Origin of the sequence: Streptomyces sp. MI02-7b (genome assembly GCF_033793585.1) — a bacterium.
GTDB lineage: Bacteria > Actinomycetota > Actinomycetes > Streptomycetales > Streptomycetaceae > Actinacidiphila.
The window spans coordinates 101915-126654 of the sequence record NZ_JARAWX010000005.1 but is presented as its reverse complement, the minus strand read 5'-3'; the positions used below and the strand labels follow the sequence as shown (position 1 = coordinate 126654).

The following is a 24740-nucleotide window of genomic DNA, read 5'->3' as shown; positions in this document are numbered from 1 at the left end:
AGGACGAGGCATGGACGACGAGATCCCCCTGTGGCGCGGCAGCGGCCTGCGCCTGGCCGGGTACGGCCACTACTACCCGCGCCACCGTGTGGAGAACGCGATGGACGACGCGGACGGGGGCGGCGGCAACGCGGTGGACGCGGCCGTCATCGGCCGGCTCGACGTGCGCGGCCGGCACGTGGCCGACGAGGAGGAGACGCCGCCGTACATGGGGGTGCGGGCCGCCCGGGCCGCCCTGGAACAGGCCGGCAAGGACGCCGACGAGGTCGACCTGCTGGTCTTCAGCAACTGGACCGACCGGCAGTTCGTGCCCGAGTGGGGCCCGGAGGCGGCCCGGCTGCTCGGAGCCCGGCGCGCCCTGGCCTTCGACGTGTGCGCCGCCTGTGTCGGCTTCGTCCACGGGGTGCAGACCGCGTCGGCGATGCTCGCCACGCATCCGCACTGGCGCACGGCCGTGGTGATGTCCAGCGAGCGCTTCTCGCGCCGGGTCCGCCCGGGCAGCAAGGGCGAACTCATCGTCGGTGACGCGGCCGGCGCCGCCGTGCTGACGCGGGACACCGCCGCGGGCGACGACGACGGTCTCTGGGACTCGCTGGTGATCAGCGACGGATCGGCCCGGGAGACGGTCACGGTCTACCCGCCGAACGGCTGGATCAAGAGCCAGGCGGACCTGATCAAGGTCGCCGCCGAGTCGCACGCCGACCTCGCGGAGCGCGTGCTCGCGCGGTCGGGCATCACGATGGACGAGATCGACTGGGTGGTCCCGCACCCGGGGACCGGCCAGCTGCACACCGCGGTCCGCGAGCTGCTCGCGATACCCGAGGAGCGGTTCGTCACCAACTACGAGACGCGCGCCAACACCGGCAGCGCCTCGGTGCCGATCGTGCTGTCGGAGATGTCCCGCGACGGGCGGCTGCGCCCCGGCGACCTGTGCTACACCCCGGCCGTCGGCTCGGGCTGGTACTACGGAGGTCTGCTCTTCCGTGTCTGACGTGAACCGCTCCGGCCCGGGCGCCCGCGGCACCGCCCTGGTGACCGGCGGCAGCCGCGGACTCGGCGCCGCCATCGCCAGGCGCCTGGCGGCCGAGGGCCGGCACACCGTGATCTGCGGACGCGACCGGGACAGCCTGGAGCTGTGCGTGAAGGAGGCCGCGCGCGACGGCCTGACCCTGCACGCCGTACCCGCCGACGTCACCGACGAGGCGTCGGTGGCCGCGCTGTTCGCCCGGCTCGCCGCGGACGCGCCGCCGCTCGCCCTGTGCGTCAACAACGCCGGGCACAACTTCTCCCGCCGGCTGGTCGGCGTCCGCGACAGCGGCGACGGCACGCCCCTGCTGTCACCGCACCCGCTGGCGGACTTCGAGGACACGGTACGGCTGCTGCTGACCGGCACCTTCCTCGTCGGCCGCCACGCGGCCCAGGCGATGCTGGCCGCGGGGACGCACGGCGTCGTCGTCAACATCTCCTCGACCGTCCGGCACGGCGCCTACGGGCAGTCGGCGTACTGCGCGGCCAAGGCGGGCGTGGAGTCGCTGACCCGGACCTGGGCCGTCGAGTTGGGGGAGTACGGCATCCGTGTGGTCGCCGTGGCACCGGGTGTGCTCGACGGCGAGGCGCTGCGCCGCCGCACCGCGGCCAGCCCCCGGCACGCCGCGTACATGGACGACCTGCTCCGCCACGTGCCGCTGGGCCGCTGGTGCGACGAGGGGGACGTGGCCGACGCCGTCGTCTTCGCCGCGGACAACCCCTCGCTCACCGGCACGGTGCTGGAGGTCGACGGCGGCGGACTGCCCGCCCGGGTCCCGCCGCCCGCGGCCGGCGCCCGGCGGCCCGCGGCCACGCCCCGGCCCGCAGCCACGCCCACGACTCACCCGACGACGGTGGAGGACTCAGCATGATCAGCGGCTTCGCACCCACCCTGCTGGCGGGTCGGACGACCCTGGTGACGGGTGCCAGCAGCGGCATCGGCGCCGTCCTGGCGGCCGCGCTCGCCGCCCACGGCTCCCAGGTCGCGCTCCTGGCCCGCAACGAGAAGCAACTGCGCCTGCTGGCGGAGGACATCGAGGCCGCAGGCGGCCGGGCGGTGGCCGTGCCCGCCGACCTCACCGACGCCGAGGGCGTACGGTCGGCGGTCCGGACGGCCGAGGAAGCCCTCGGCCCGGTCGACCAGTTGGTGCACTGCGCGGGCGAGGCCCGCAACCAGGCGTTCCTGTGCGACCAGGACGAGGCGCAGTGGACGGCGACCCTCGACAGCAACCTCGTGGGCGCGTTCCGCGTCGCCCGGGCGGTCGTGCCGGGGATGATGGAGCGCCGCAGGGGCGGCGTCGTGATGGTCTCCTCCGTCGCGGGCAAGCGCGGACTGCCGGCCAACACCTCTTACTGCGCGGCGAAGTTCGGCCTCAACGGGATGACGCAGGCGCTCGCCGCCGAGCTCGGCGCCTTCGGGATCCGCGTCAACGCGGTGTGCCCGGGCCTCACCGACAGCCCGGCCGCCACCGACGGCGACCGCTACGGCGACGCCTTCATGGCCGCTGTCGCCAAGCACCACGGACCGCCCGACCTCACCTGGGAGCGGTACCTGCGGCGCGCGGTCGGCAGCACCATCCTGCGGCGCCTGGTCCGGCCCGAGGAGGTCGCCTCCCAGGTGCTGTTCATGCTCTCCGACCTGTCCGGCGGCATGACCGGGCAGGCGGTCAACGTGGACGCGGGCGCCCTGTGAACGACACGTACCGCGCAGCGGAGGCCGGACGCCTGCCCGGCCCGCCCGCCCGGCCCTTCACGCCGGGCCCCCGCGACACCCTCGTGACCGGCTGGGGCTTCTGCCTGCCCGGCGCGGGGGAGGAACCGGTGCGCACCGGCAAACAGGTCTGGGAGACCGCGTCCACGGGCACCAGCCACGTGGAACGCGACGGCTTCCACCACGGCGTCGTCCGCGGCGCCCGGGAGGCGTTCACCGAACTGCTGCCGGAGATGCCCACCCGCTACCTGCGCAGCTACGCCGACGTCCACCTCTACGGGCTGGTCTCGCTCGCCGAGGCCTGCGCGGACGCCGGACTCGACCACCGCGCGGGAGACCTGCGGCAGGCCGCCGTGCTGACCGCCCGCGCCGGTGTCGACAGCAACTACGACAGCTACCGCGCCTGGCACGACGCGGACCCCGCGACGATCAGCCCCGCCGACGCCAAGTCGCTCTTCGTCCGCCTGGTCGTGGCCGGCACCTCCAGCGACGTCGGGCCGGTGCAGGCCGCGCTGCTCGCCAGCACCGGCGCCTCCTTCACGGTCAGCTGCGGCTGTGCCTCCTCGTCGGTGCTGCTCGGCCTGGCCCGCATGATGATCGCCGACGGCTCGGCCGACCTGGTCGTGGTCACCGGGGTCGACCGCTTCGACACCGAACGCGTCCTGCACGGGCACCGGTTGCGCGAGGTCGTCGAGCGCGAGGGCGCCGTCGCCGTCCGGCACAACAGCGACCCGCCGGCCGACCCCCGCCACGACCGGCCGATGCGGCCCTACGACGCGGCCGGGGACTGCATGAACTACGGCGACGGTTCGGTGACCCTGGTCCTGGAGAGCCGGGAGCACGCCGCGGCCCGCGGTGCCCGGGCACACGGGGCGCTGCTCGGCCAGGCCACCACCAGGGGCGGCCTCGACAGCGCCGTGGCCATCGACACCGAGGGCACCGGGCTCGCCGAGGCGGCCCGCCGCTGCCTGGGCGACCACACCTCGCTCGACCAGGTGCCGTACGTCAACGGGGGCGGCGAGGGAGACCCGCTGTTCACCCGCATCGAGGCCAACGCGGTGCGCCGGCTGTGGGGCGACCGCTCCCACGAGGTGCTGCTCAGCTCCCAGGAGGCCTGCTTCGGGCACAGCGGCGCACCGCTGGGGAACCTGGGCGCGGCGCTGACGCTGATGATGATGCGCGAGAGCCAGGTCTGCCCGACGGCCAACTGCCGTACCCCGTCGCCGGTGTGCACCTTCGACCCGGTGCCGGGCACCGTTGCCCGGCCACTGAGCTTCTCCCGGGCGCTCAGCTTCAACTACCAGGTGGGCGGGGTCAACAGCGCCCTGCTGCTGGGCGGTGCCGATGTCTGCTGAACCGATGTCGGCCGAACCCTCGCCGCCGCCCCTGCTGCGGCTGGCCGGTGCGGGGATGGTCCTGCCCGGTCCGCACGGCACCGCCTGCACCGGGATCGGCACCTTCTGGGACCTGATCCGCGACGGTGTCAGCTGCCTGTCGCCGTACGCGCACCCCGAGTTGCCGCTGCGGCTGGCCGGAACCGTGAACGGCTGGAACCCGCTGACGGAGCTGCCGCTGCCGGAGCGGACCCTGCGCCGCTCCTCCCGGGCCGGGCTGCTCGCCACCGCCGCGGTGCGCCAGGCGCTGGCCCACGCCGGCCTCACCGCCTCGGACCTCGACCCGGACCGCACGGCGCTGGTCGCCGCGTCGCTGCAGTTCGCGTTCCCCGAGTCCGAGCGCTACTACGCGACCGCCCAGGCCAAGGGCATGACCGCGATCGGCATGGACTACTGGCTCACCGGGACCCCGCCCAGCGTCGTCGGCACGGTGGCCTCCGCGCTCCAACTGCCCTGCCAGACCCTGAGCGTGGCCGGCTCGTGCAATGTGGCGCTGCGCGCGCTCCAGGTCACGCAGCAGATGTTCCGCTGCGGAGACATCGACCGGGCCGTCGTGGTGGGGGTCGACCAGACCGTCGACCCGGTCTTCGTCGCCGGGACCGCGCACACCGGGCGCAGCGGCTACCGCGCGTCCTCGCTGTCCGGCGACCCCGCCGACGTACGGCCGCACGACGAGACGCAGACCGGCAACGCCACCGGCGAGGGCGCCGTCGCCCTCGTCCTGGAGAACCCCGCGGCCACCGGCGCACGACCGGGACTGCTGCACCGGGCGCATCTGCGCAGCTCCCGCAGCAACGGCCCGTCCACGGTGGCCACCGGCCCCCCGGACAACGTCGTGCGCGACATCCGCGCCGTGCTCGCTTCGGCCGGCCGGACACCCGGCGACGTGGCCTTCGTCAACGACTACGCGGACGGCAACCGATTCGTCGAGGACCACCTGTGCCAGGCGCTGACCTGGGCCCGGGAGGCGACGGGCTACCGCGGCGAGCTCGTACTGACCAACCAGGAGGCGGTGTTCGGGCACGTGGCCGGGACCGGCGGTCTGGTGAAACTGCTCGGCAGCCTGCTCATGCTGCACCACGGCCGGATCGCGCCCAGCGCCAACACCGTCGTGCCCTACCGGCACCTGCCGGGCACCCCCGTGCTCGCCGGGGGGCGGCCGACCACCGGCGACAGCGCCCTGGTGCTGTCCTCCGGGGCGGGCGGCGACGCCACGAGCATGCTCCTGGAACACGAAGGCGGCGACCTGCCATGACCGACGTCCACAGCGCGGCCGAGCTGCCCGCCGCGGCCGACGCGGGGCACGACGCGCCCCGTGCGCCGTTCGGCGCCCGTGTCGTCATCGACGCCTCCGGCGCCGGCCCCGCCGCGGCCGACGCGCTGTCCGGCGCCCTGGCCGGCCTCGGGTTCGCGCCCGAGGCCCCGTACGAACACCCCGGGCCGCCCGGTGCCTACTGCGCGCTGCTGATCGGCGAGGAGGCCTACGGCGCGGACGCCGCGCGCGGCCTCGACCGGGGCCGCGTGCTGGCCGCCGCCGACGCCATGGCCGCCGCCGGCCGGGGCCGGCTGGTACTCGTCACCGACGCCGGCAGCGGCACCCACACCGGCACCGACCCCGAGCGGCACGCCCGGCTCGCCGCCGACCTGGCCTGGTGGCAGCACCTGGCCACCGGCATGGCCGGGTACGGCGTCGCCGCCAACACCGTCCGCACCGGCTACGCCCCGGCCCTCGGCCACGCGCTGCCGGCCACGGCCGAGGCCGGGCTGCTGCGCTACCTGGTGCAGCGCCGGGCCACCACCGCCGCCGACGTGGCCGGCACCGTGGGATTCCTGCTGTCCGCGGGCTGCTCCTACCTGATCGGCGAGACGGTGCCCGTCGACGGCGGCGCGGGCCTCGGCCAGATCCCCGCCCTCGCCGACGCGGCGGCGGCCCCCGCCCCGGCGCGGCCGTCCCGTGAACCGTCCCAGGAGCCGTCCGCGGCACCGCCGGTGACCGGACCCGGCACCGCCGGCGCCCGCGTGCTCGTCACCGGCGCGAGCAGCGGCATCGGCCGGGCCGCGGCGCTGCACCTGGCCGAACGCGGCGCCGACCTCGTGCTGGCCGCGCGCCGCACCGAGGCCCTGGACGACGTGGCGTCGCAGATCACCGCCCTGGGACGGCGGGCCTGGACGCTGCGGTGCGACCTGGCCGACCCCCTCGACGCCGCCACGCTGGGGGAGCGCGCCCAGGAAGCCGCGGGCGGGGTGTCCGGACTGCTGTACGCGGCCGGACACCTCGGCTTCAGCCCGCCCGGCGGCGACCCGGCCTCCGCCGGCCGCACGTTCGCGGTCAACCTGCACAGCTACATCGCTGTCGCCGAGGACCTGACGAGCCGTTGGCGCCAGGACGGCGTGCCCGGGTCGCTGGTCGCGGTGGCCTCGGTCAGCTCGACGCTCAGCCCGGTGGCGGGCCTGGACTACTACGGGGCCAGCAAGGCCGCGATGGTCCAGTACACCCGCTGCCTGGCGGTGTCGGTGGCCCGCCACGGCATCCGGGCCAACTGCGTCGCGCCGGGCATCATCGAGACACCGATGGGCGACGCCGCCGGTCCCGCCCACCGGCGCGGCTGGATCAGCCGCATCCCGGCCGGCCGGGTCGGCCTGCCCCAGGAGGTCGCCGCGGTCTGCGGCCACCTGCTCGGCCCCTCGGCCGCCCGGGTCACCGGCGCGGTCCTGCGCGTCGACGGCGGTTTCGGACTCGGCGACATCGCCCCTCTGCGTCCCGGTCACACCACCAAGGAGCCCGCGTGAACGACCCGTTGAGCACCGCCCTCTACCCGGAGGTCGCCCTGGTGGCGGGCGCGTCGTCCGGGATCGGCGCGGCCGTGGCCGAGCGGGTCGCCGCACGCGGCACCGCCGTGGCACTCGTGGGGCGCCGTGCCGCGGAACTGGACGCGGTCGCCGACCGCATCCGTGCCGCGGGCGGCGTCGCCCTGCCGCTGGCGATGGACCTGGCCGGGCCCGGCGCCGCGGAACGGGCCGTGACCGGGGCCGAGCGGGTCCTCGGCCCGGTCGACCTGCTCGTGTGCAGCGCGGGAACCGTCCGGCTGGCGCCCATCCACGAGAGCGAGGAGCGGCACTGGCACCGGCAGCTGCAGGTGAACCTCACCGTGCCGTTCCTGCTCGCGCGCCATGTGCTGCCCGGTATGCGCGAGCGCGGCTACGGATGGGTCGTCACCATCGGCTCGGGCGCCGGTGCGGAGGTCGTCCCGGGCACCGGCGGATACGGCGTCAGCAAACACGCCCTCAACCGGTTGACCGAGCTCATCCACGAGGAGAACCGGGACCACGGCATCCGCGCGGTCACCGTCGCCCCCGGCTGGGTGGCCACCCGGCTCGCGGCCCGCCCCGCCGACCTCGGCGTGTCCGACGACGACGTCCTCACCCCCGACGACATCGCCGACACCGTCGACTGGCTGCTGCAACGCCCCGCACGGGCCTGCGTGGGACCGGTCATCCGCATCGAGCCGACCGCGAGCCGGGCCGCCACCCGGCACGCCATGACCGACCACATCAACGGCACCCCCGATACGCCGGCCCACGCCCGTCCGGTCAGGGAGACCACCCCATGAGCCCGCACAGCGCCCGGCCCGTGGACGAGTGGGCCGGCGCGGCCACGCAGTCGTTCGCCGACTTCGCCGACCGGGTCGACGGCGACGACGGCGTGCCGCTGCGCGCCCGGCAGTCCGGCGGCGTCGCCACCCTCACCCTGGACCGGCCGCACCGCCGCAACAGCCTGACCGCCGGGCTCTCCCGGCACCTGCTGCTGGGGCTGCTGTGCGCCGGCGACGACACCAGCGTGCGCGTCGTCGTCATCACCGGCAACGGCGGGGCCTTCTGCGCCGGAGACGACGTCGACAGCGTCCGGCGCTGGAGGCTCGGCGACCGCGCCGACGCCCCCTTCGACCCGCTCACCTCCGACGCGCACTACCTGCGCGTCTGCGAGGCGATGCTCCACCTGCCGAAGCCGGTCGTCGTCGCGCTGACCGGCGCCGCGGCGGGGGCGGGGGCCGAGATCGCCTGCGCGGCGGACTACCGGCTGGCGGACACCAACGCGGCGATCGGCAGCTGCCTGGCGGGTGTCGGGCACGTCGGCAACGTCGTGCTGATGTCGCGGCTCACCGGGCCGGCCCGGGCCACCGAGATCTACCTGACCGGACGGATGGTCGCGGGCGAGGAGGCGCTGCGGCTGGGCCTGTTCGACCGGCTGTGCGCGCCCGATGAGCTCGACGGTGAACTCGGCGCGCTCACCGCGGCGTTCGCGGCCCTGCCCACCGCCTCCGTCGGCCTCTTCAAGGAGCTGCGCGAACGCAGCTGGGGCCAGCCGGCGGAGTACGGGCTGCGGCTGCAGGACGCGTACCACCTGCGGACCCACGCCACCGTCGCCGACGCCGCCGAGGGCCTGGCCGCCTTCACCGAGAAGCGGCGGCCCCGCTTCACCGGCGCCTGACCCCCTGCCCGCCCGGCGGGCGGAAGGCCAGGCCGCCCACACCCCCGGAGCGATGTGAACACGCCCGCAACGTCCCCCGCCGACAGCGCCCCGGGCGACCGCCCGCCCGTCGTGGACGCCTGCTCGCTGGTCTACGACGACATCGGATGGCGCCTGTACCTCGCCCGCCTGGCACACAACGCCCCCGAGTACCTGGACGTCTTCTCCGGCGCCTTCTGCCGCACCTTCGGTGCCGCGCACCAGGACTACCGCGACGCGCTCGCCCGCCGCTGGCAGGACGCGGTCGACGTGCTGCTGCCGCCCGGGCGGCCGCGGTTCGACCTCGACGCCCATCTCGCCGCGCGGCAACGGCAGGGCGTGGTCGCCGAGTTCGCCATGGGATCGCAGGAGCTGCGCCCGGACGGGCGCACCGTCAACGCATGGCTCCTCGACACCACCGCCGCCGTACGCGACCGTGTTCACGTCTGGGCCGGCATCGGCCTGCGCGACCCGGCAGCGGCACTGAGGGAGCTGGAGCGGGCCGTCGCCGGGGGAGCGCGAGGGCTCTGCGTCATCCCGTTCCTGGACGGCACCGACCCGCTGGACCCGCGCTACGCCCCGGTGTTCGACGCCGCCGCCGCGCTGCGCCTGCCGGTGTGGCTCCACACCGGCCACCACTTCGCCGCACGGTACCCGACCGGCCTCGGCAGCTGGCGGACCGTCGAGACCCTCGCCTCCCGCCATCAGGACCTGCTGCTGGTCGCGGGCCACGCTGGCTGGCCCGACGTCCAGGACATGCTCCTCACCGCCGCCCGCCACCCGGGTGTGTACCTGGAGTTCTCCTCCCACCGCCCGCGCCGCATGCCCGCCCCGGGCTCCGGCTGGGCCCCGCTCCTGCACCACGCCACCAGCCTGGCCCGCCACCGGGTCCTGTTCGGCACGTCCACCTGGGTCAACCCCGTCCCCGTCGCGGTCCTCGCCGACGAACTCACCGCGCTCCGGCTGCCCTCCGACGTGACCGCGGCGTGGCTCCACGGCAACGCCCGAGCGCTGCTGGCCCGCAGCGAGGGCGAGGTCTGAGCCCCGGACGCGACCGCGCTCAGGCGGTCCAGCAGTACAGGCGGTGTCCCCGCCCGCCGATGCCGCGGGCGAGAGCGGCCAGGTCGCCCAGGATCAGGACCGCCGTCTCCGGGTCGATCACCTCGCCGTCCGCCGCCCGATCGAGGGACCGGGTGCGGCCGGCCTCGGCGATCCGGTCCGGGCCCGCGACGGCGAGCGCCTCCGTGAGAGCCGTCGACACCGCGAGCAGCAGGGGGCCTTCCCCGTCGTCGGGGCCGGCGACGACCTCGGGTTCACCGGCGGCGACGAGCTCCTCGAAACCGCGGCCGGTGAGGATGCCCTGCCACTCGACCAGTGCCTCGTCCGGGTCGAAGTTGCCGAAGTACGACGACTCGAAGACCCCTTCGGGGCCGCGCTCCACGACGGCGGCGGCCGCCTGGTGGTCCGGGGCGGCGAAGAACCTGACGATGACGCTCACGCCGGCATGGTGCCCGGAACCGGGGCTCCGGGTCCACTCGCGGGCCTGCCGGCCAAGTCCCGCCGCCGAGCGGGCCGGTGGGAGGACATCCGCGCGGTTGGGGGGTCCGTCGGGGGATAGACGTCCGCATCCTCGGGTAAGCAGGCTCGGGGGCCCGCAGCCGCGGGGGCCCGTCGGCGCACCTGGGTGCGCTGCCACGTCGGCACATGTAGGGATGGACACGGTGGCATCTGGAGTCGTGAAGTGGTTCAACGCCGAAAAGGGCTTCGGCTTCATCGCACAGGACGGGGGGCCGGACGTGTTCGCCCACTACTCCAACATCGTCGGTAACGGCTACCGCGAGCTCCAGGAAGGCGAGCAGGTCACCTTCGAGGTGACGCAGGGCCAGAAGGGCCCGCAGGCGGAGAACATCGTTCGCGGCTGATCCGCCCTCTGCTCGCGGGCCGTGCCCGTACGAGCGGGGCCGCCCTCCGCCGGGAGGACGGCCCCGCTCGTCGTGCTTCCGGCCGACACAGGGCGCTGGTGCCCGCGGGGTCGCGGTGACGAGAGCGCGCCTTGAGACACCCTTGACTGGCGCGTGAACTTCTTATGGTATTGGCGTTCTTGTCGAGACCCATGTGAAGGAGAGTCGTGAGACCCAGAGTCTTAACGACCGTCATCGCCGGCGCTCTCATACTCTGCAGCGCGGCCATCGCGCCCGTCGCCCAGGCCCGGGGCCCGATCCCGGCCGGCGGCGACGCGGACGAGGTCAAGGTGTTCCGCGCGGAAGTCACCAAGAGCCAGATCCCGTTGCTGCTCGAAGCGGGGCAGGACGGCCACGAACTGAGCGAGCAGGCGCCGGAGAGCGGCACCGCCACGGTCGAGGTCTACCTCACCGACCGGCAGGCCGCGCAGCTCGAGGAGAAGGGCGTGCCCCTCACCGAGCACGCCCTCGCCGCCAGGTCCGAGGCGCGCGTGCAGAGCGCGGCCGAAGGCGTGTTCCGGCCGTACAGCGGGGCGGGCGGCATCAAGGAGGAGATCCTGGCCGCGGGCCAGGCGAACCCCGGTCTGACCAAGGTCGTCTCCATCGGCAAGACGGTGCGCGGCCAGGACATCCTGGCGCTCAAGCTCACCAAGGACGCGAAGAGGTCCAAGGACGGCTCGAAGCCCTCCGTGCTGTACATGTCCAACCAGCACGCGCGGGAGTGGATCACGCCGGAGATGACCCGCCGGCTGATGCACTACTACCTGGACCACTACGCGACCGACGCGCGCATCAAGAAGCTCGTCGACTCCACCGAGCTGTGGTTCGTCGTCTCGGCCAACCCGGACGGCTACGACTACACCTTCCAGGACCCGGGCAAGCGCCTGTGGCGCAAGAACCTGCGGGACGTCAACAACGACGGCGTGATATCCGCCGGCGACGGCGTCGACCTCAACCGCAACTTCGGCTACAAGTGGGGCTACGACGACGAGGGCTCCTCGCCCAGCCCCGCCAGCGAGACCTACCGCGGCGCGAGTCCCGCCTCCGAGCCCGAGACGCGCGCGCTGGACGCCTTCGAGAAGCACGTCGACTTCACCTACGGCATCAACTACCACTCCGCCGCCGAACTGCTCCTGTACGGCGTCGGCTGGCAGGTGGCGACCGACACCCCCGACGACGTCCTGTACCGTTCGCTCGCCGGCACGCCGGACAACTCCGCCATCCCCGGCTACCACCCGCAGGTCTCCTCGGAGCTGTACACGACCAATGGCGAGGCCGACGGCCACGCCTCCAACGTCAACGGCATGGCGATGTTCACGCCCGAGATGTCGACCTGCCAGACCGCTTCCAACAGCGACCCGGACGACCAGTGGCGGGCGGCCGACTGCCAGTCCGTCTTCAACTTCCCGGACGACGAGACGCTGATCCAGCAGGAGTTCGAGAAGAACATCCCCTTCGCGCTCTCCGTCGCGGAGACCGCCTCCCACCCGGACACCCCGTCCTCCTCGGTGGGCCTGGACGCGGCCGACTTCACGCCGGCGACCTTCACCACGTCGTACTCCCGCGGCTCCGACCAGGAGGTCTCGGTCGTCGTCCGTGAGGCGCTGCGCGACAAGAGGCTCAACTACCGTGTCAACGGGGGCCCCGCGAAGGGTGAGGCCCTGCACTCCTGGAACGGCGGCGAGACCTACGGCGGCGAGGACAACCTCTACTTCGACGAGTACCGCGCCAAGGTGAGGGACGGCGACCCGGGCGACACGGTCGAGGTCTGGTACACCGGGGAGACCAAGAGCGGCGAGCGGGTCTCCAGCACGCACTTCAGCTACACCGTGGCCGACCGGCCCAAGGCGGACGTGCTGGTCGTCGCCGAGGAGGGCGCCGCGGCCACCCAGACCCAGGTCTACGTCGACGCGCTCAAGGCCAACGGCCAGAAGGCGGCGGTCTGGGACGTCGCCACGCAGGGCGTGCCCGACGCGCTCGGTGTCCTCGGGCACTTCCGCACGGTGGTGCACTACACCGGCGCGGCCGCGCCCCGCAACGCCACCCAGCTGCAGCTGCGCGCCTTTCTCAACGAGCGCGGCAAGGTGATCGAGGCGGGCGAGCAGGCCGGCGGGTCGGTCGACCTCGGTGGCGGCAACCTGTCCAACGACTTCAGCCAGTACTACCTGGGCGCCTACTCGCGCACGTCGACGGCCGGGCCCACCGCCTTCACCGGGTCCGGCGCGCTGGGCGGCGTCGGCGGTCCCCTCGGCGCCGCGCCGGGCAATCCGCTGGACCGGGCGGGCACGTACCGCGTCACCTCGGACAACCTCGCGCCCGAGGACTACCCGCAGTTCACGAGCGCGGGCGCGGGCAAGTTCGACGGGACCGCGCCTCCGAACGCGCCGTACGCGGGCTCCTTCATGGCCGCCGCCGTCCACGCCGACGACGCGTACAACCGGCTCACCCGCACCATCGACCTGACCGGGGTGAGCGCGGCCCAGGCGCCCGCGCTCCGCACCCGTCTACTGTGGAGCACCGAGCCGGGCTACGACAACGCGCTGCTGGAGATCCACACCGTCGGCGCGGACGACTGGACCACACTCCCGGAGACGGGCGGCGCCACCGGCACCGACGTGCCCGCGGAGTGCGAGGCCGGCTTCTACATCGACGAGCACCCGTGGCTGAAGCACTACCTGACCCCGGGGACCGACGGCTGCACCGCGACCGGCACCACCGGGCAGTGGAACAGCTTCACCGGCTCCTCCGCGGGCTGGCAGCCGGTGAACTTCGACCTCAGCGCCTACGCCGGCAAGACGGTCGAGGTCTCGCTCAGCTACGTCACCGACCCGAACTCCGGCGGCCAGGGTCTCCAGGTCGACGAGGCCTCGCTCGTCATCGGCGGCGCGGTCACCGAGACCGAGGGCTTCGAGACCTCGTTCGGCCCGTGGACCGTCGCGGGGCCGCCCCCGGGCAGTCCCGCCCTCGTCCACGACTGGGCGCGCACGGGTGCGCTGTTCCAGACGTACGGAGCGGTCACCACGGAGGACACCGTGCTGCTGGGCTTCGGCCTGGAGCACCTGGCCTCGGCGGCCGACCGCGCGGCACTGCTCGGAAAGGCACTCGGCGCGCTGCGTCGGTGAGGCGCACCGCACACTGATCGTCCGGCGGGCGGTCCGCATCCCTTACGGGGGCGGGCCGCCCGCCCCTTTTGTCCGTTGAGTGCGCATCTCGCAGGCGTGGGCACCGGTAACGCCGCGTCATGCCTGCCGGGCCGAGGGGTGGTCGGTGCCCTTGATGGCATTTAGGACATTTCGCTCAAAATAACGCGTATCGACGTGCGTTTCCAAACAACTTCTTGACACCCGGCGTCATCGCGGCCATGGTTCCTGACATCGCTCGTTTAAACCGGTTCAAACGCCAAGTGACGCAAGCGCTTCGCCGTTATTGCACCGTTATGCGAGCACAGAACGTGTTGCTTCCGGCGTCGAAGGTGCCGCCGGACGGCGTGCCTCGACGCGCGCCGCCCGACGGAGCCCACGATGCCGAGGTGGCGCCCGTCCGCAGCCGTCCCCGGAGAGTTCGCCATGGCCAGACGCCCCACCATCGCCGATGTCGCCGCGCTGGCCGGCGTGTCCAGGGCCACGGTCTCGTTCGTCCTCAACGACCGCCCCGGAGTGGCCGCCGCGACCCAGCAACGGGTCCGCGCGGCCGTCGAGAAGCTGGGCTGGACACCGAGCCGCAGCGCCCGCGCCCTGTCGACGGGCCGGGCCCGCGCGGTGGGCCTGGTGCTGACCCGTGAGCCGGACCTGATCGGCAGCGACCCCTTCTTCCCCGCCTTCATGGCGGGCATCGAGTCGGTGATAGCCGACTCCGGTGACGGACTGATGCTGCACGTCTGCCGGCCCGAGCGCGAAATGGACACCTACCGCCGCCTGGTGGACGACCAGCGCGTGGACGGGGTCTTCCTCACCGACCTCCGCGTGGACGATCCCCGGCCGGGGCTGTTGCGGGAACTGGGTCTGCCCGGCGTGGCCGTGGGGGCCGACGGCGGCATCGAGGGCCTGGCCACGGTGAACCTGGACGACCGTCCCGTGGTCGCCGGTGCCGTACGCCACCTGGTCGAGTTCGGTCACCGGAACATCGCCTACGTCGCCGGCCCCGAGGAGTACCTGCACGCCCAGCGGCGCCTGCGGGCCTGCCAGGACGCTCTCGCCGAGGCGGGCCTGCCCCCGTGCCCCGTGCTGCCCGGCGGGTTCACCGCCGAGGGCGGCGCGCTGGCGACGCAGGCGCTGATCTCACGCCCCGACCGGCCCACCGCCATCGTGTACGCCAACGACCTGTCGGCGACCGCGGGCATGGCGGTCGCGCAGGAGGCGGGCCTGAGACTGCCCGAGGACCTCTCCGTGGTCGGCTTCGACGACGTGCCGCTGGCCTCCTGGACCCGCCCCTCGCTCACCACCGGACGTGCCGACGCCGCCCGTTGGGGCCGTGCCGCCGCGCTGGCCCTGATCGAGACGATCGATACCGGCGCGACCCCGCATGTGGAACTGGAACCCGCGGCGCTCATGCTGCGCGGTTCCACGGGTCCGGCGCCCAGTGGGAGACCGCATCTCTGACCGCGCCCCGCGCGCCCCCGACGTTTTTCTCTCCTGAAGGCAGTCACCGTGGCCGGACGACGCCTCGGAACAGCCGTTTCATCCGCATTTGAGAAGATGGAGCACACCGCAATGAAGAAGACCCTCCTCGGAGTACTCTCCGCCGTGGCCCTGACCGTGCCGCTCGCCGCGTGCGGCAGCGGCGGCTCCGGCACCGGCGGCGGTCAGGACGCCCACGGGCCGATCACCGTCTGGTACTCCAACAACGCCCAGGAAGTCGCCTGGGGCAAGAGCATGGTCGCCGACTGGAACGCCGCCCACCCGAAGGAGAAGGTGAAGGCGCAGGAGATACCGGCGGGCAAGAGCTCCGAGGAGGTCATCGGCGCGGCCATCACGGCCGGCAACGCCCCGTGCCTGGTGCTGAACACCGCCCCCGCCGCGGTTCCCGGCTTCCAGAAGCAGGGCGGCCTGGTGGCCCTCGACGACTTCCCGGGTGCCGAGAAGTACCTCCAGGAGCGGACCGGCGAGCGGCTCTCCCAGTACGCCTCGCCCGACGGCAAGCACTACCAGATGCCCTGGAAGAGCAACCCCGTCATGATCTTCTACAACAAGCAGCTGTTCAAGAAGGCCGGCCTGGACCCCGAGCACCCCGAGCTCGCCACCTACCAGGACTTCCTGAACACCTCGCGCACCCTGGTCAAGAGCGGTGTGCACGCCGCCATCTGGCCCGCGCCCACCTCCGAGTTCTACCAGTCCTGGTTCGACTTCTACCCGCTGTTCGCGGCCCAGACCGGCAAGCAGCTCGTCGAGGACGGCAAGGCCCAGTTCAACTCGCCCGACGGCGTCAAGGCCGCCGAGTTCTGGAAGACCATGTACGCCGACCACCTGGCGCCCAACGAGCAGTACAACGGCGACTCCTTCGCCGACGGCAAGGCGGCCATGGCGATCGTCGGCCCGTGGGCGGTCTCCGTGTACGGCGACAAGGTCAAGTGGGGCGCCGTGCCGGTCCCCACCGCCACCGGCGCGGCCGCCAAGGGCACCTTCAGCGACGAGAAGTCGATCGGTATGTTCACCGCCTGCCAGAACAAGGGCACGGCCTGGGACGTCCTGAAGTTCGCCACCAGCAAGGAGCAGGACGGCAAGCTGCTGGAGGCCACCGGCCAGATGCCGATGCGTCACGACCTCGTCACCACGTACCCCGCGTACTTCGCCTCGCACCCCGAGTACAAGACCTTCGCCGAGCAGGCGGACCACACCGTCGAGGCCCCGAACGTCCCGAACTCCGTCGAGATCTGGCAGACCTTCCGCGACGCGTACACCAAGTCCGTCATCTTCGGGAAGGGCGATGTGAGCAGCGCCCTCAACGAGGCTGCGGGCAAGGTCGACGGCCTCGCGAAGCAGTGAGCCGACGCCATGTCCTCCACGCAGCATGACCTCGTCCGCCCCGGGCCGGCCCGGCCCGGGGCGCGCCCCCGGGCCGGCCGCGGGCCGCGCGCCGGCGGGCTGCGGTTCGCCGGCCGGCACCCGATCGGCATCGCCTTCGTCTCCCCGTACGTGCTCTACCTGGCCGCGATCTTCCTGTACCCGCTCGGCTTCGCGGTGTGGATGTCCTTCCACGACTACTTCTTCGCCGCGCCGGGCGCCCAGGTCGACCGCCCCTTCGTGGGGTTCGCCAACTACACCAGCGTCCTGACCGACCCGGCGGTGTGGCACTCCTTCCTCAACATCGCGATCTTCCTGGTCATCAACGTGCCGCTGACGGTGGGGGCGTCCCTGGTGCTCGCCACCGCCCTCAACTCCAAGCTGCGCGGGCGCGCGTTCTTCCGCACCGCCTACTACGTGCCGTACATCACCGCCAGCGTCGCGGTCGTCGGCGTGTGGCTGTTCCTGTTCAACTCCAACGGACTGGTGAACCAGGCGCTCGGACCGCTGGCCCCCAGCCCGTCGTGGCTGGTCAACTCGCACCTGGCGATGCCGACGATCGCGGTGTTCGTCGCCTGGAAGCAACTGGGCTTCTTCATCGTGCTCTACCTGTCGGCGCTGCAGAACGTGCCCGGCGAGCTCTACGAGTCGGCCTCGCTCGACGGCGCCGGCAAGGTGCGGATGTTCTGGTCGATCACCGTCCCGGCGGTGCGCACCGCGACGCTGCTGGTGCTGGTCATGGCGACGGTGACGGGCGCGAACCTGTTCACCGAGCCGTATCTGCTGACCAGCGGCGGCGGTCCGGACGGCGCGACCACCTCGCCCGTACTGCTGATGTACCAGCGCGGTCTGCAGCAGGGCCACCCGGACGAGGCCGCGGCGATCGGCGTGATCCTGGTGGTGCTGATCACCGCCGTCTCCCTGGTCTACCGCCGCGTGCTGGAGAGGGACTGACATGGCCGACGCCCACGCCCCCACCTTGATGCACGCTCCGGTGCGTCACACGCCGCACCGGCACACGCACACCCGCGCGCGCCGCATCCTGTCGCGCCTGGCGCTCCTCCTCGGGGCGTTCGCCTTCCTCTTCCCCTTCTACTACATGCTCATCGGCTCCCTCCAGCGTGAGCCCGACAGCAGCCCGGCCGGGGCGTTCCCCCGCCCGGGGAACCTGTCCCTGCACAACTACTCCGAGATCAACTCGGCGATCTCGCTGGGCCGCTCCCTGGTCAACTCCGGGATCTTCACCGGCGGCGTCATCATCTGCACCACCGTCTTCGGCCTGCTGGCGGGATACGCCCTGGCCCGGCTGCACTTCCGGGGCAAGGGGACCACCTTCGCCATGGTGCTGCTGGTGCAGGTCGTCCCGTTCCAGCTGCTCATGATCCCGCTGTACGTGCTGATCGTGCGGGACTACGGCCTGGCGGACTCCTACCTCGGCATGATCCTGCCGTTCGCCATCAACACCAGCGCGGTGTTCATCTTCCGGCAGTTCTTCCTGCAACTGCCGCAGGCGATGTTCGAGGCCGCCCGCATCGACGGCGCCAGCGAACTGCAGATCCTGCTCCGCATCGCGATCCCGCTGTGCAAGCCGGCGATCGCCTCGGTGGTGCTGCTCAGCTTCACCGGGCCGTGGAACGAGTTCCTCTGGCCGTTCCTGGTCACCAAGGAGCAGAGCATGCAGCCGCTGGCGGTGTCCCTGGCCAACTACATCAGCACCGTCTCCTCCGCCGCCGCCAACCCGTTCGGCGCGATCCTGGCCGGCGCCTGCGTGCTGGCCGCGCCCGCGGTGGCCCTCTACCTCGTCTTCCAGAGCCGCTTCACCTCCACCGACATCGACTCCGCCACGAAGGGCTGAACCCCTGTGAACGACCGCACCACCGGCACCACCTCCGTCCCCTACCGCCTCACCCGCGTCGGCGTCGTGATGTCCCCGCTGCCCGGCGAGGCCACCGAGGCCGAGGGCGTGCTCAACCCGGCCTCCGGCCGTACCCCCGACGGCACCTTGCACCTGCTGCCCCGCCTCGTCGCGGAGGGCAACATCTCCCGCGTCGGCCTCGCCGAGGTCGTACTGGAGGACGGCGTGCCCACCGGCGTCGAGCGCCGCGGCGTCGTCCTCGCCCCCGACGCGGGCTGGGAGCGCGGCAAGAACAACGCGGGCGTCGAGGACCCCCGCACCACCTGGATCGAGGCCCTCGGCCTGCACGTCATGTCCTACGTCGCCTACGGCCCGCTCGGCCCCAAGCCGGCGCTGGCCGTCTCGAAGGACCTGGTCACCTGGGAGCGCCTCGGCCCGATCCAGTTCGCCTACCAGGCCGACCTCGACACCGACCTCAACCTCTTCCCGAACAAGGACGTCGTGCACTTCCCCGAGCCCGTGCCGGGCCCGGACGGCGAGCCCGCCTTCGCGATGCTGCACCGCCCGATGTGGGACCTCGGCTGGTTCCGGCCCGGCGAGGGCGTGCACCTGCCCGCCGGCGTGACCGACGAGCGCCCCGGCATCTGGATCTCCTACGTGCCCGTCGCCGAGGTCGAGAAGGACCTCAGCGCCCTGGCCCGCCCCCGCGACCACCGCCTGGTGGCCCTGTCCGAGCACCCCTGGGAGGAGCTGAAGATCGGCGCCGGTCCGGCCCCGATCCGGGTCGAGGAGGGCTGGCTGCTCATCCACCACGGCGTGTCCGGCAGCATCGACGACCCGTTCGCCCAGCAGCAGAAGGTCAGCTACGCCGCGGGCGCGATGATCCTCGACCCGCAGGACCCGGCGCGCATCCTGGCCCGCACCGACGAGCCGCTGATGGCGCCGGAGACCGAGGAGGAGCGCTCCGGCACCGTGCCCAACGTGGTGTTCCCGACCGCCATCGAGGAGATCGACGGCGTCCGCTACGTGTTCTACGGCATGGCCGACGCCCACATCGGCGTCGCCCGTCTGGACCGCGTGCAGTGACCGCCCTCGGTGTCGGCCTCGCCGGCTGCGGCGCCTTCGGCGCCTACCTGCTGGACGCGATCGCCGGCCTTCCGGACGTACGGATCGTGGCGTGCGCCGATGCCGACCGCGACCGTGCCGCCGCCCTCGCGCGGCGGCACGGAGCCGCCGTCTGCCCCGACGCGGACGCACTGGCGGCGTTCCCCGGAGTGGACGTGGTGGCACTGGCCACCCCGCCCGTCACGCACGCCGACCTGGCGGTCGGCGCGCTGCGTGCCGGACGGCACGTCTTCAGCGAGAAGCCGATGGCCACCACCCTCGACGACGCGCTGCGCGTGGAGGCGGAGGCCGGCCGTTCCGCCGGTGTGCTCGTCGTCGACCACGTCCTGCGCTACAACCCCGTGCTGCGCGTGCTGGAGCGGCTGCGCGGGGAAGGGCTGCTGGACCCGCTGGTGCGGTTCGCCTTCGAGAACGACGCCGCCGACGAGGCACTGGACCCCGGCCACTGGTTCTGGGACCCCGCGCACAGCGGCGGCATCCACATCGAGCACGGCGTGCACTTCTTCGACGCCGCCCGCGCCCTCATGGGGAGCGACCCCGTCGCCGTCCAGGGCACGGCCGTCCGCAGGGACGGCGGTGATCCGGCGGGCGTCGTCGACATCGTGGTCGCCACCGCCACGCACCCCGGCGGCGCCGTGGCCACCCACACCCACTCCTTCACCCACGCCCACCGTGCGGAACGCCAGTTGATGCGCCTGGACTACGGCTTCGCCGAGGCCCGCGTCACCGGCTGGATCCCGACCTATGCCACGATCACCGCCTGGACGGACGAGGACGGAGCCCGCCGCTGGGAGCGACTCCCCGGCCGCGCCGCCGACCTGCTGGCCGTCCCCGGCCTGCGGCCGCACGGCGAGGAGCGGATCGCCGTCTTCGTGGAGCGCGACGCGGGCTCAGCCGGGCCCGCGCGGGGCCGCGGCGTGGTGCGTACCGTGCCCCACCGGGTGACCTGCGTGGTCGACCTGGGCGGCGAGGCCCGCAAGCAGCATGTGTACGCCGAGAGCGTGCGCGCGGCCTTCGCCGACCTGGTGCGCTGCGCGACCGACGGCGGCACGCCCGTGGCGGACGCCGCGTCCGGCCGGTCCGCGGTCGCCGTCGCGGAGGCGGCCACGCGGTCCGCGGAGACCGGCCGCACCGTGCTTGTCCCCGCTCCGCCGACCTTCGAGAGGACCCTGTGAGCACCCCGGAACCGGAGTCCGGCACGCCCTGGTGGCGCGACGCGGTCTGCTACGAGATCTACCCGCGCTCCTTCGCCGACGGCAACGGCGACGGCGTCGGCGACCTCCCCGGCGTCACCGCGCGGCTGGACCACCTGAGCCGGCTCGGCGTGGACGCGGTGTGGATCACCCCGTTCTACCCGTCGCCGCTGGCCGACGGCGGCTACGACATCGCCGACCACACCGCCGTCGCCCCCGACCTCGGCACCGAGGCCGACTTCGGCGCGTTCGTGGCCCGCGCCCACGCCCTGGGCCTGCGCGTCCTCATCGACCTCGTCCCCAACCACACCTCGGACACCCATCCCTGGTTCCGCGAGGCGCTGGCCTCCGCGCCGGGCTCCGCGGCCAGAAGCCGCTACCTCTTCCGCCCCGGGCGCGGCGCGCACGGCGAACTGCCGCCCAACGACTGGCAGTCCGCGTTCGGCGGCCCCGCGTGGACCCGCGTCCCCGCACCGGACGGCGGCACGGGGGAGTGGTACCTGCACCTGCACGCGCCCGAGCAGCCCGACCTCGACTGGCGGCACCGCGAGGTCGTCGCCGACTTCGAGCGGATCCTGCGGCACTGGCTGGACCGGGGCGTCGACGGCTTCCGCGTGGACGTCGCCCACACCCTTTTCAAGGCCCCCGGCCTCCCCGACGCCGGACCCGGCCAGCACCAGGACATCCTGCGCAACCACCTGATGCCGTACTACGACCAGGAGGAACTGCACCCGCTGTTCCGCACCTGGCGGCGGCTCCTGGACACCCACCCGGCGCCGCCCGGGGCGGTCCCGCCCGGGCAGCGCGTGATGGTCGCCGAGGCCGCCGTCTTCGACCCCGCCCGGCTGGCCCGCTACGTCAGCCCCGGCGAGATGCAGCAGGCCTTCAACTTCGCCTTCCTCGAGAGCCCTTGGGACGGGACGGAGATGCGCGGGGTCATCGAGCGCTCGGTGGCGTCCATGCGCGCCGTCGGGGCCCCGGTCACCTGGGTCGCCTCCAGCCACGACGCCGTCCGGCCCGTCACCCGCTACGGCGGCGGCCCCCTCGGGCTGCGCCGGGCCAGGGCCGCGGCGCTGCTGATGCTCGCGCTGCCCGGAGCCGCCTACCTCTACCAGGGCGAGGAACTGGGCCTGCCGCAGGCCGACATACCGGACGTCCGGCTCCGCGACCCGCTCTGGGAGCGGTCCGGCCACCGCGAACGCGGCCGCGACGGCTGCCGCGTGCCCCTGCCCTGGGAAGGGACGGCCGCGCCCTACGGGTTCAGCACCGCCCCCGCGGACGACTGCTGGTTCCCGCAACCCGGCGACTGGGCGGACCTCACCGTCCGTGCCCAGGAGGACGACCCGGCCTCGATGCTCGCCCTCTACCGCGCCGCGCTGCGCCTGCGGCACGCCGCGCCCGCCCCGGTGGCCGCTGCCCCCGAGGTCGAGGGCCCGGCGGACGGCTCCTGGCTCGCCTTCGACCGCGGACCCGGACTGCGCTGCCTGACCAACTTCGGCCCCGACCCCGTTCCCCTCGCGGCCGGGGACGAGGTCCTGCTGGCCAGCGCCCCGCTGGAAGGCCCCGCGGTGCCCGCGGACACCACGGTCTGGCTGCGCCGGCCGTCCTGAGGGGCGGCGGTGGTCGCGGAGGTGAACGATCCGCCGCAGCGGTGGGCGGGCCGGCGCTCCGTCCGCCGCCGGACGACGTCGAAGGGCGGTTCGCCCGCCCGCTCAGCCGTCCTGCTGGGCCACGACGAGGGCGTCTCCGGTCTCCGTCCGGTAGTACAGCACGGACCGGCCGGCGCGCCTGCGCCGAACCAGACGGGCGTCGAGCAGCACCTTCAGATGGCGCCCCACCGACCCCAGGCCCTGGCCGGTGAGGGCGACCAGCTGCGTCGTGCTCTTCGGAGTGCCGAGGAGTACGAGGACCGCCGCCCGCCCGGGACCGAGCAGCGCGCCCAGCGCCTCGGGGACCCGCGGCCGCCGGCCCGCCTCCGCCAGGGCCCCCGAGCACGGGTACACCACGGCGTACCGCCGCGGCTCGTCCCACGAGACCCAGCCCGCGGCGGGGGTGACGGGCACGAACATCAGCCGGGCGCCTGACAGGTCGCGCGGGGGGTAGTCGCGGGTGTTGACCTGCAAGCGGCCGTCGCCGAGCCAGCGCATGCCCGGACGGATCTCGTCCAGCGCCGCGGCCCAGCCGCCGCGGCTCAACTGCGCGGTGCGCGCCACGATGTCCGCCTCGATGACGCGCCGGCGCCGCTGCCAGTCCGGCAGGACGGAGCGCGTCCACACCCACGTGACGATCTCCGCGGCGCGCTCCGGCAGATCCGGCCGGCGCAGCGACGGGGGGAGCGGGCCGTCCGCCGACACCGCGAGATGCGCGAGGGCGAGGTCCGGCGGGGTGTCCCGGATCCGGGACAGTTCCTCCTCGAACCCGGGGTTGCCCTCACCGGCGGGCGTGGGGGTCAGGAAGTCGGCGTTCCAGGCGCGTCCGAGCGCGGTGCGCACGAGCAGCGCGGTCACCGGGTCGCCGGCCAGCCGCTCCCGGTAAGCGGGCAGATGGGCGTCCAGCCAGGCCCGTTCGCCGGGGTGGGCGGGGGTGCCCCGGTCGAGGAGTTTCAGGCTCGCGACGGCTTCCGCCAGGGGCGAGACGACGAACCGGCTGCCCACCAGCGTCTCGGTGTTCACCAGCCACCAGCCCACCGCGTACCTCCCGTCGTTTCGCGTCCGCGCGAAACATTAAACGCCCGGCGAGCCGCCATCGAGACTCCGTGTCATGCGCACCTACCAAGAGCTCTTCCGCACACCGGAGTTCACGCCGCTGTTCCTCATCGCCACCGCCCAGGTGGCGGCGCAGACGGTGGGCGGGCTGGCCCTGAGCACCCTCGTCTACGACGCCACCGGCTCGCCGCTGCTCTCCGCCGTCGCCATGTTCGGTCCGTCCCTCGCGCAGGTGGTCGGGGCGACGCTGCTGCTGTCCGCGGCGGACCGCCTGCCGCCGCGGGCCGCGTTGAGCGCGGTGTCCCTGTTCTTCGCCCTGGGCACAGGCGCCCTGGCCGTCCCCGGGCTGCCCCTGTGGGCCGTCTTCGCCATCCTGTGCGCCGAGGGCCTGGTGGCCTCCGTGGGCGGCGGGGTCCGGTACGGCCTGCTCCACCAGATCCTCCCGAAGGGCGGCTTCCTGCTGGGCCGTTCGGTACTCAACATGTCGACCGGCACCATGCAGATCTGCGGCTTCGCCGTCGGCGGCCTCCTGCTCTCCGCCCTGTCACCGCGCGGAGTCCTGCTCGTCGGCGCCGCCCTGTACCTCACGGCGGCGGCCGCCGCCCGGCTCGGCATCGGCGCGAGACCGCCGCGCGCGGTCGGGCGCCCGTCGCCCGCGGAGACCTGGCGGACGAACGTCCTGCTCTGGTCCGCCCGGCCCCGCCGCACCGTGTACCTCGCCCTCTGGGTGCCCAACGGCCTCATCGTCGGCTGCGAGTCGCTCTTCGTGCCGTACACGCCCGCGCACGCGGGGGCGCTGCTGGCCTCCGCCGCCTGCGGCATGCTCGTGGGCGACACACTGGCGGGCCGGTTCCTTCCGCCGCGATGGCGCGAGCGGGCGGGCGCGGTTCTCCGGCTCCTCCTCGCCGCCCCCTACCTGATCTTCGCCCTGCACCCCGGGCTGCCCCTCGCGGCCGGCGTCGTCGCCCTCGCCTCGGTCGGCTACGCGGCGAGCCTGGTGCTCCAGGAACGCCTGATGTCGCTCACCCCTGACGAACTCAGCGGCCACGCCCTCGGCCTGCACTCCTCCGGCATGCTCGCCTGGCAGGGCCTCGGCGCCGTCCTCGCCGGCACCGTCGCCCAGCACACCTCCCCGGCCACCGCGATGACCGCACTGGCCGTCGCCTCCGTCACCGTCACCCTCCTCCTGGCCCCCGGCCTCCGCCCGGTCCCGGCGCCCGTCCACCCCGCCGTCACGTGAAGCGCGGCAATTAACCGCTCAGGC

General features: G+C 73.6%; 21 protein-coding genes. 19 read left to right on the top strand and 2 right to left on the bottom strand.

Annotation, left to right across the window (positions count from 1 at the left end):
* The first annotated feature begins 10 nt into the window (after positions 1-10).
* Genes PV364_RS09655 through PV364_RS09615 form a run of 9 tightly spaced genes read left to right on the top strand, consistent with a single transcriptional unit; the run spans position 11 to position 9679 of the window.
* Positions 11-991 carry a ketoacyl-ACP synthase III gene (locus tag PV364_RS09655; protein ID WP_319659360.1) on the top strand — a complete coding sequence of 327 codons (981 nt, stop codon included), beginning with the start codon at positions 11-13 and terminating at the stop codon, positions 989-991.
* Positions 984-1898, top strand: coding sequence for an SDR family NAD(P)-dependent oxidoreductase (locus PV364_RS09650; protein WP_319659359.1), 915 nt, complete (start codon positions 984-986; stop codon positions 1896-1898). The genes PV364_RS09655 and PV364_RS09650 overlap by 8 nt, the downstream gene beginning before the upstream one ends.
* Entirely contained in the window at positions 1895-2719 is an 825-nt protein-coding gene (locus tag PV364_RS09645) for an SDR family NAD(P)-dependent oxidoreductase (RefSeq protein ID WP_319659358.1), read from the top strand. Before PV364_RS09650 ends, PV364_RS09645 begins: the two co-directional genes overlap by 4 nt.
* Positions 2716-4092, top strand: coding sequence for a beta-ketoacyl synthase N-terminal-like domain-containing protein (locus tag PV364_RS09640; protein ID WP_319659357.1), 1377 nt, complete (start codon positions 2716-2718; stop codon positions 4090-4092). Before PV364_RS09645 ends, PV364_RS09640 begins: the two co-directional genes overlap by 4 nt.
* Positions 4093-4096: 4 nt before the next feature.
* On the top strand, positions 4097-5386 hold the full coding sequence (locus PV364_RS09635; RefSeq protein ID WP_319659356.1) for a beta-ketoacyl synthase: 1290 nt from the start codon (positions 4097-4099) through the stop codon (positions 5384-5386).
* The gene (locus PV364_RS09630; RefSeq protein ID WP_319659355.1) at positions 5383-6921 is read left to right on the top strand and encodes an SDR family NAD(P)-dependent oxidoreductase; all 1539 of its coding nucleotides are present in this window, start codon (positions 5383-5385) and stop codon (positions 6919-6921) included. Before PV364_RS09635 ends, PV364_RS09630 begins: the two co-directional genes overlap by 4 nt.
* Complete coding sequence (locus tag PV364_RS09625) at positions 6918-7742, top strand: SDR family oxidoreductase (protein ID WP_319659354.1); 825 nt, start codon at positions 6918-6920, stop codon at positions 7740-7742. Before PV364_RS09630 ends, PV364_RS09625 begins: the two co-directional genes overlap by 4 nt.
* Complete coding sequence (locus tag PV364_RS09620; protein WP_319659353.1) at positions 7739-8620, top strand: enoyl-CoA hydratase/isomerase family protein; 882 nt, start codon at positions 7739-7741, stop codon at positions 8618-8620. Before PV364_RS09625 ends, PV364_RS09620 begins: the two co-directional genes overlap by 4 nt.
* A 54-nt stretch (positions 8621-8674) precedes the next feature.
* Complete coding sequence (locus PV364_RS09615; protein WP_319659352.1) at positions 8675-9679, top strand: amidohydrolase family protein; 1005 nt, start codon at positions 8675-8677, stop codon at positions 9677-9679.
* 19 nt (positions 9680-9698) lie between these two features.
* Here PV364_RS09615 and PV364_RS09610 read toward each other — a convergent pair whose 3' ends face one another.
* Positions 9699-10136, bottom strand: a complete 438-nt coding sequence (locus PV364_RS09610; RefSeq protein WP_319659351.1) for a hypothetical protein — start codon at positions 10134-10136, stop codon at positions 9699-9701.
* Between the two features lie 223 nt (positions 10137-10359).
* Between PV364_RS09610 and PV364_RS09605 the strand changes: the two genes are divergently transcribed.
* The 9 genes from PV364_RS09605 (at position 10360) to PV364_RS09565 (ending at position 22381) form a co-directional block, all read left to right on the top strand.
* Positions 10360-10560, top strand: a complete 201-nt coding sequence (locus PV364_RS09605; protein ID WP_319659350.1) for a cold-shock protein — start codon at positions 10360-10362, stop codon at positions 10558-10560.
* Positions 10561-10766: 206 nt separating this feature from the next.
* Entirely contained in the window at positions 10767-13721 is a 2955-nt protein-coding gene (locus tag PV364_RS09600) for a M14 family metallopeptidase (protein ID WP_319659349.1), read from the top strand.
* Between the two features lie 444 nt (positions 13722-14165).
* Entirely contained in the window at positions 14166-15197 is a 1032-nt protein-coding gene (locus tag PV364_RS09595; RefSeq protein WP_319659348.1) for a LacI family DNA-binding transcriptional regulator, read from the top strand.
* Positions 15198-15308: 111 nt separating this feature from the next.
* Positions 15309-16580, top strand: coding sequence for an extracellular solute-binding protein (locus PV364_RS09590; RefSeq protein ID WP_319659347.1), 1272 nt, complete (start codon positions 15309-15311; stop codon positions 16578-16580).
* 9 nt (positions 16581-16589) lie between these two features.
* Entirely contained in the window at positions 16590-17552 is a 963-nt protein-coding gene (locus PV364_RS09585; protein ID WP_319659346.1) for a sugar ABC transporter permease, read from the top strand.
* Between the two features lie 28 nt (positions 17553-17580).
* Positions 17581-18453 carry a carbohydrate ABC transporter permease gene (locus tag PV364_RS09580; RefSeq protein ID WP_319659656.1) on the top strand — a complete coding sequence of 291 codons (873 nt, stop codon included), beginning with the start codon at positions 17581-17583 and terminating at the stop codon, positions 18451-18453.
* Positions 18454-18522: 69 nt separating this feature from the next.
* Positions 18523-19539 (top strand): glycosidase, encoded by a 1017-nt coding sequence (locus PV364_RS09575; RefSeq protein WP_319659655.1) that lies wholly within the window; start codon positions 18523-18525, stop codon positions 19537-19539.
* A complete protein-coding gene (locus PV364_RS09570) occupies positions 19536-20753 on the top strand; it encodes a Gfo/Idh/MocA family oxidoreductase (RefSeq protein WP_319659345.1) in 1218 nt (405 codons plus the stop codon). Before PV364_RS09575 ends, PV364_RS09570 begins: the two co-directional genes overlap by 4 nt.
* Positions 20750-22381 carry a glycoside hydrolase family 13 protein gene (locus tag PV364_RS09565; RefSeq protein ID WP_319659344.1) on the top strand — a complete coding sequence of 544 codons (1632 nt, stop codon included), beginning with the start codon at positions 20750-20752 and terminating at the stop codon, positions 22379-22381. The genes PV364_RS09570 and PV364_RS09565 overlap by 4 nt, the downstream gene beginning before the upstream one ends.
* 102 nt (positions 22382-22483) lie before the next feature.
* Here the strand turns inward: PV364_RS09565 and PV364_RS09560 are convergent, their stop codons facing one another.
* Positions 22484-23458, bottom strand: a complete 975-nt coding sequence (locus tag PV364_RS09560; protein WP_319659343.1) for a transcriptional regulator — start codon at positions 23456-23458, stop codon at positions 22484-22486.
* A gap of 73 nt (positions 23459-23531) precedes the next feature.
* Between PV364_RS09560 and PV364_RS09555 the strand changes: the two genes are divergently transcribed.
* Positions 23532-24716 (top strand): MFS transporter, encoded by a 1185-nt coding sequence (locus PV364_RS09555; protein WP_319659342.1) that lies wholly within the window; start codon positions 23532-23534, stop codon positions 24714-24716.
* Positions 24717-24740: the final 24 nt, after the last annotated feature.

Excerpts from the sequence above, each read along its gene's own strand:
- PV364_RS09655 (WP_319659360.1), top strand. The coding sequence starts at position 11 with ATGGACGACGAGATCCCCCTGTGGCGCGGCAGCGGCCTGCGCCTGGCC.
- PV364_RS09645 (WP_319659358.1), top strand. The coding sequence starts at position 1,895 with ATGATCAGCGGCTTCGCACCCACCCTGCTGGCGGGTCGGACGACCCTG.
- PV364_RS09635 (WP_319659356.1), top strand. The coding sequence starts at position 4,097 with ATGTCGGCCGAACCCTCGCCGCCGCCCCTGCTGCGGCTGGCCGGTGCG.
- PV364_RS09630 (WP_319659355.1), top strand. The coding sequence starts at position 5,383 with ATGACCGACGTCCACAGCGCGGCCGAGCTGCCCGCCGCGGCCGACGCG.
- PV364_RS09620 (WP_319659353.1), top strand. The coding sequence starts at position 7,739 with ATGAGCCCGCACAGCGCCCGGCCCGTGGACGAGTGGGCCGGCGCGGCC.
- PV364_RS09595 (WP_319659348.1), top strand. The coding sequence starts at position 14,166 with ATGGCCAGACGCCCCACCATCGCCGATGTCGCCGCGCTGGCCGGCGTG.
- PV364_RS09590 (WP_319659347.1), top strand. The coding sequence starts at position 15,309 with ATGAAGAAGACCCTCCTCGGAGTACTCTCCGCCGTGGCCCTGACCGTG.
- PV364_RS09585 (WP_319659346.1), top strand. The coding sequence starts at position 16,590 with ATGTCCTCCACGCAGCATGACCTCGTCCGCCCCGGGCCGGCCCGGCCC.
- PV364_RS09580 (WP_319659656.1), top strand. The coding sequence starts at position 17,581 with ATGCACGCTCCGGTGCGTCACACGCCGCACCGGCACACGCACACCCGC.
- PV364_RS09575 (WP_319659655.1), top strand. The coding sequence starts at position 18,523 with ATGTCCCCGCTGCCCGGCGAGGCCACCGAGGCCGAGGGCGTGCTCAAC.
- PV364_RS09555 (WP_319659342.1), top strand. The coding sequence starts at position 23,532 with ATGCGCACCTACCAAGAGCTCTTCCGCACACCGGAGTTCACGCCGCTG.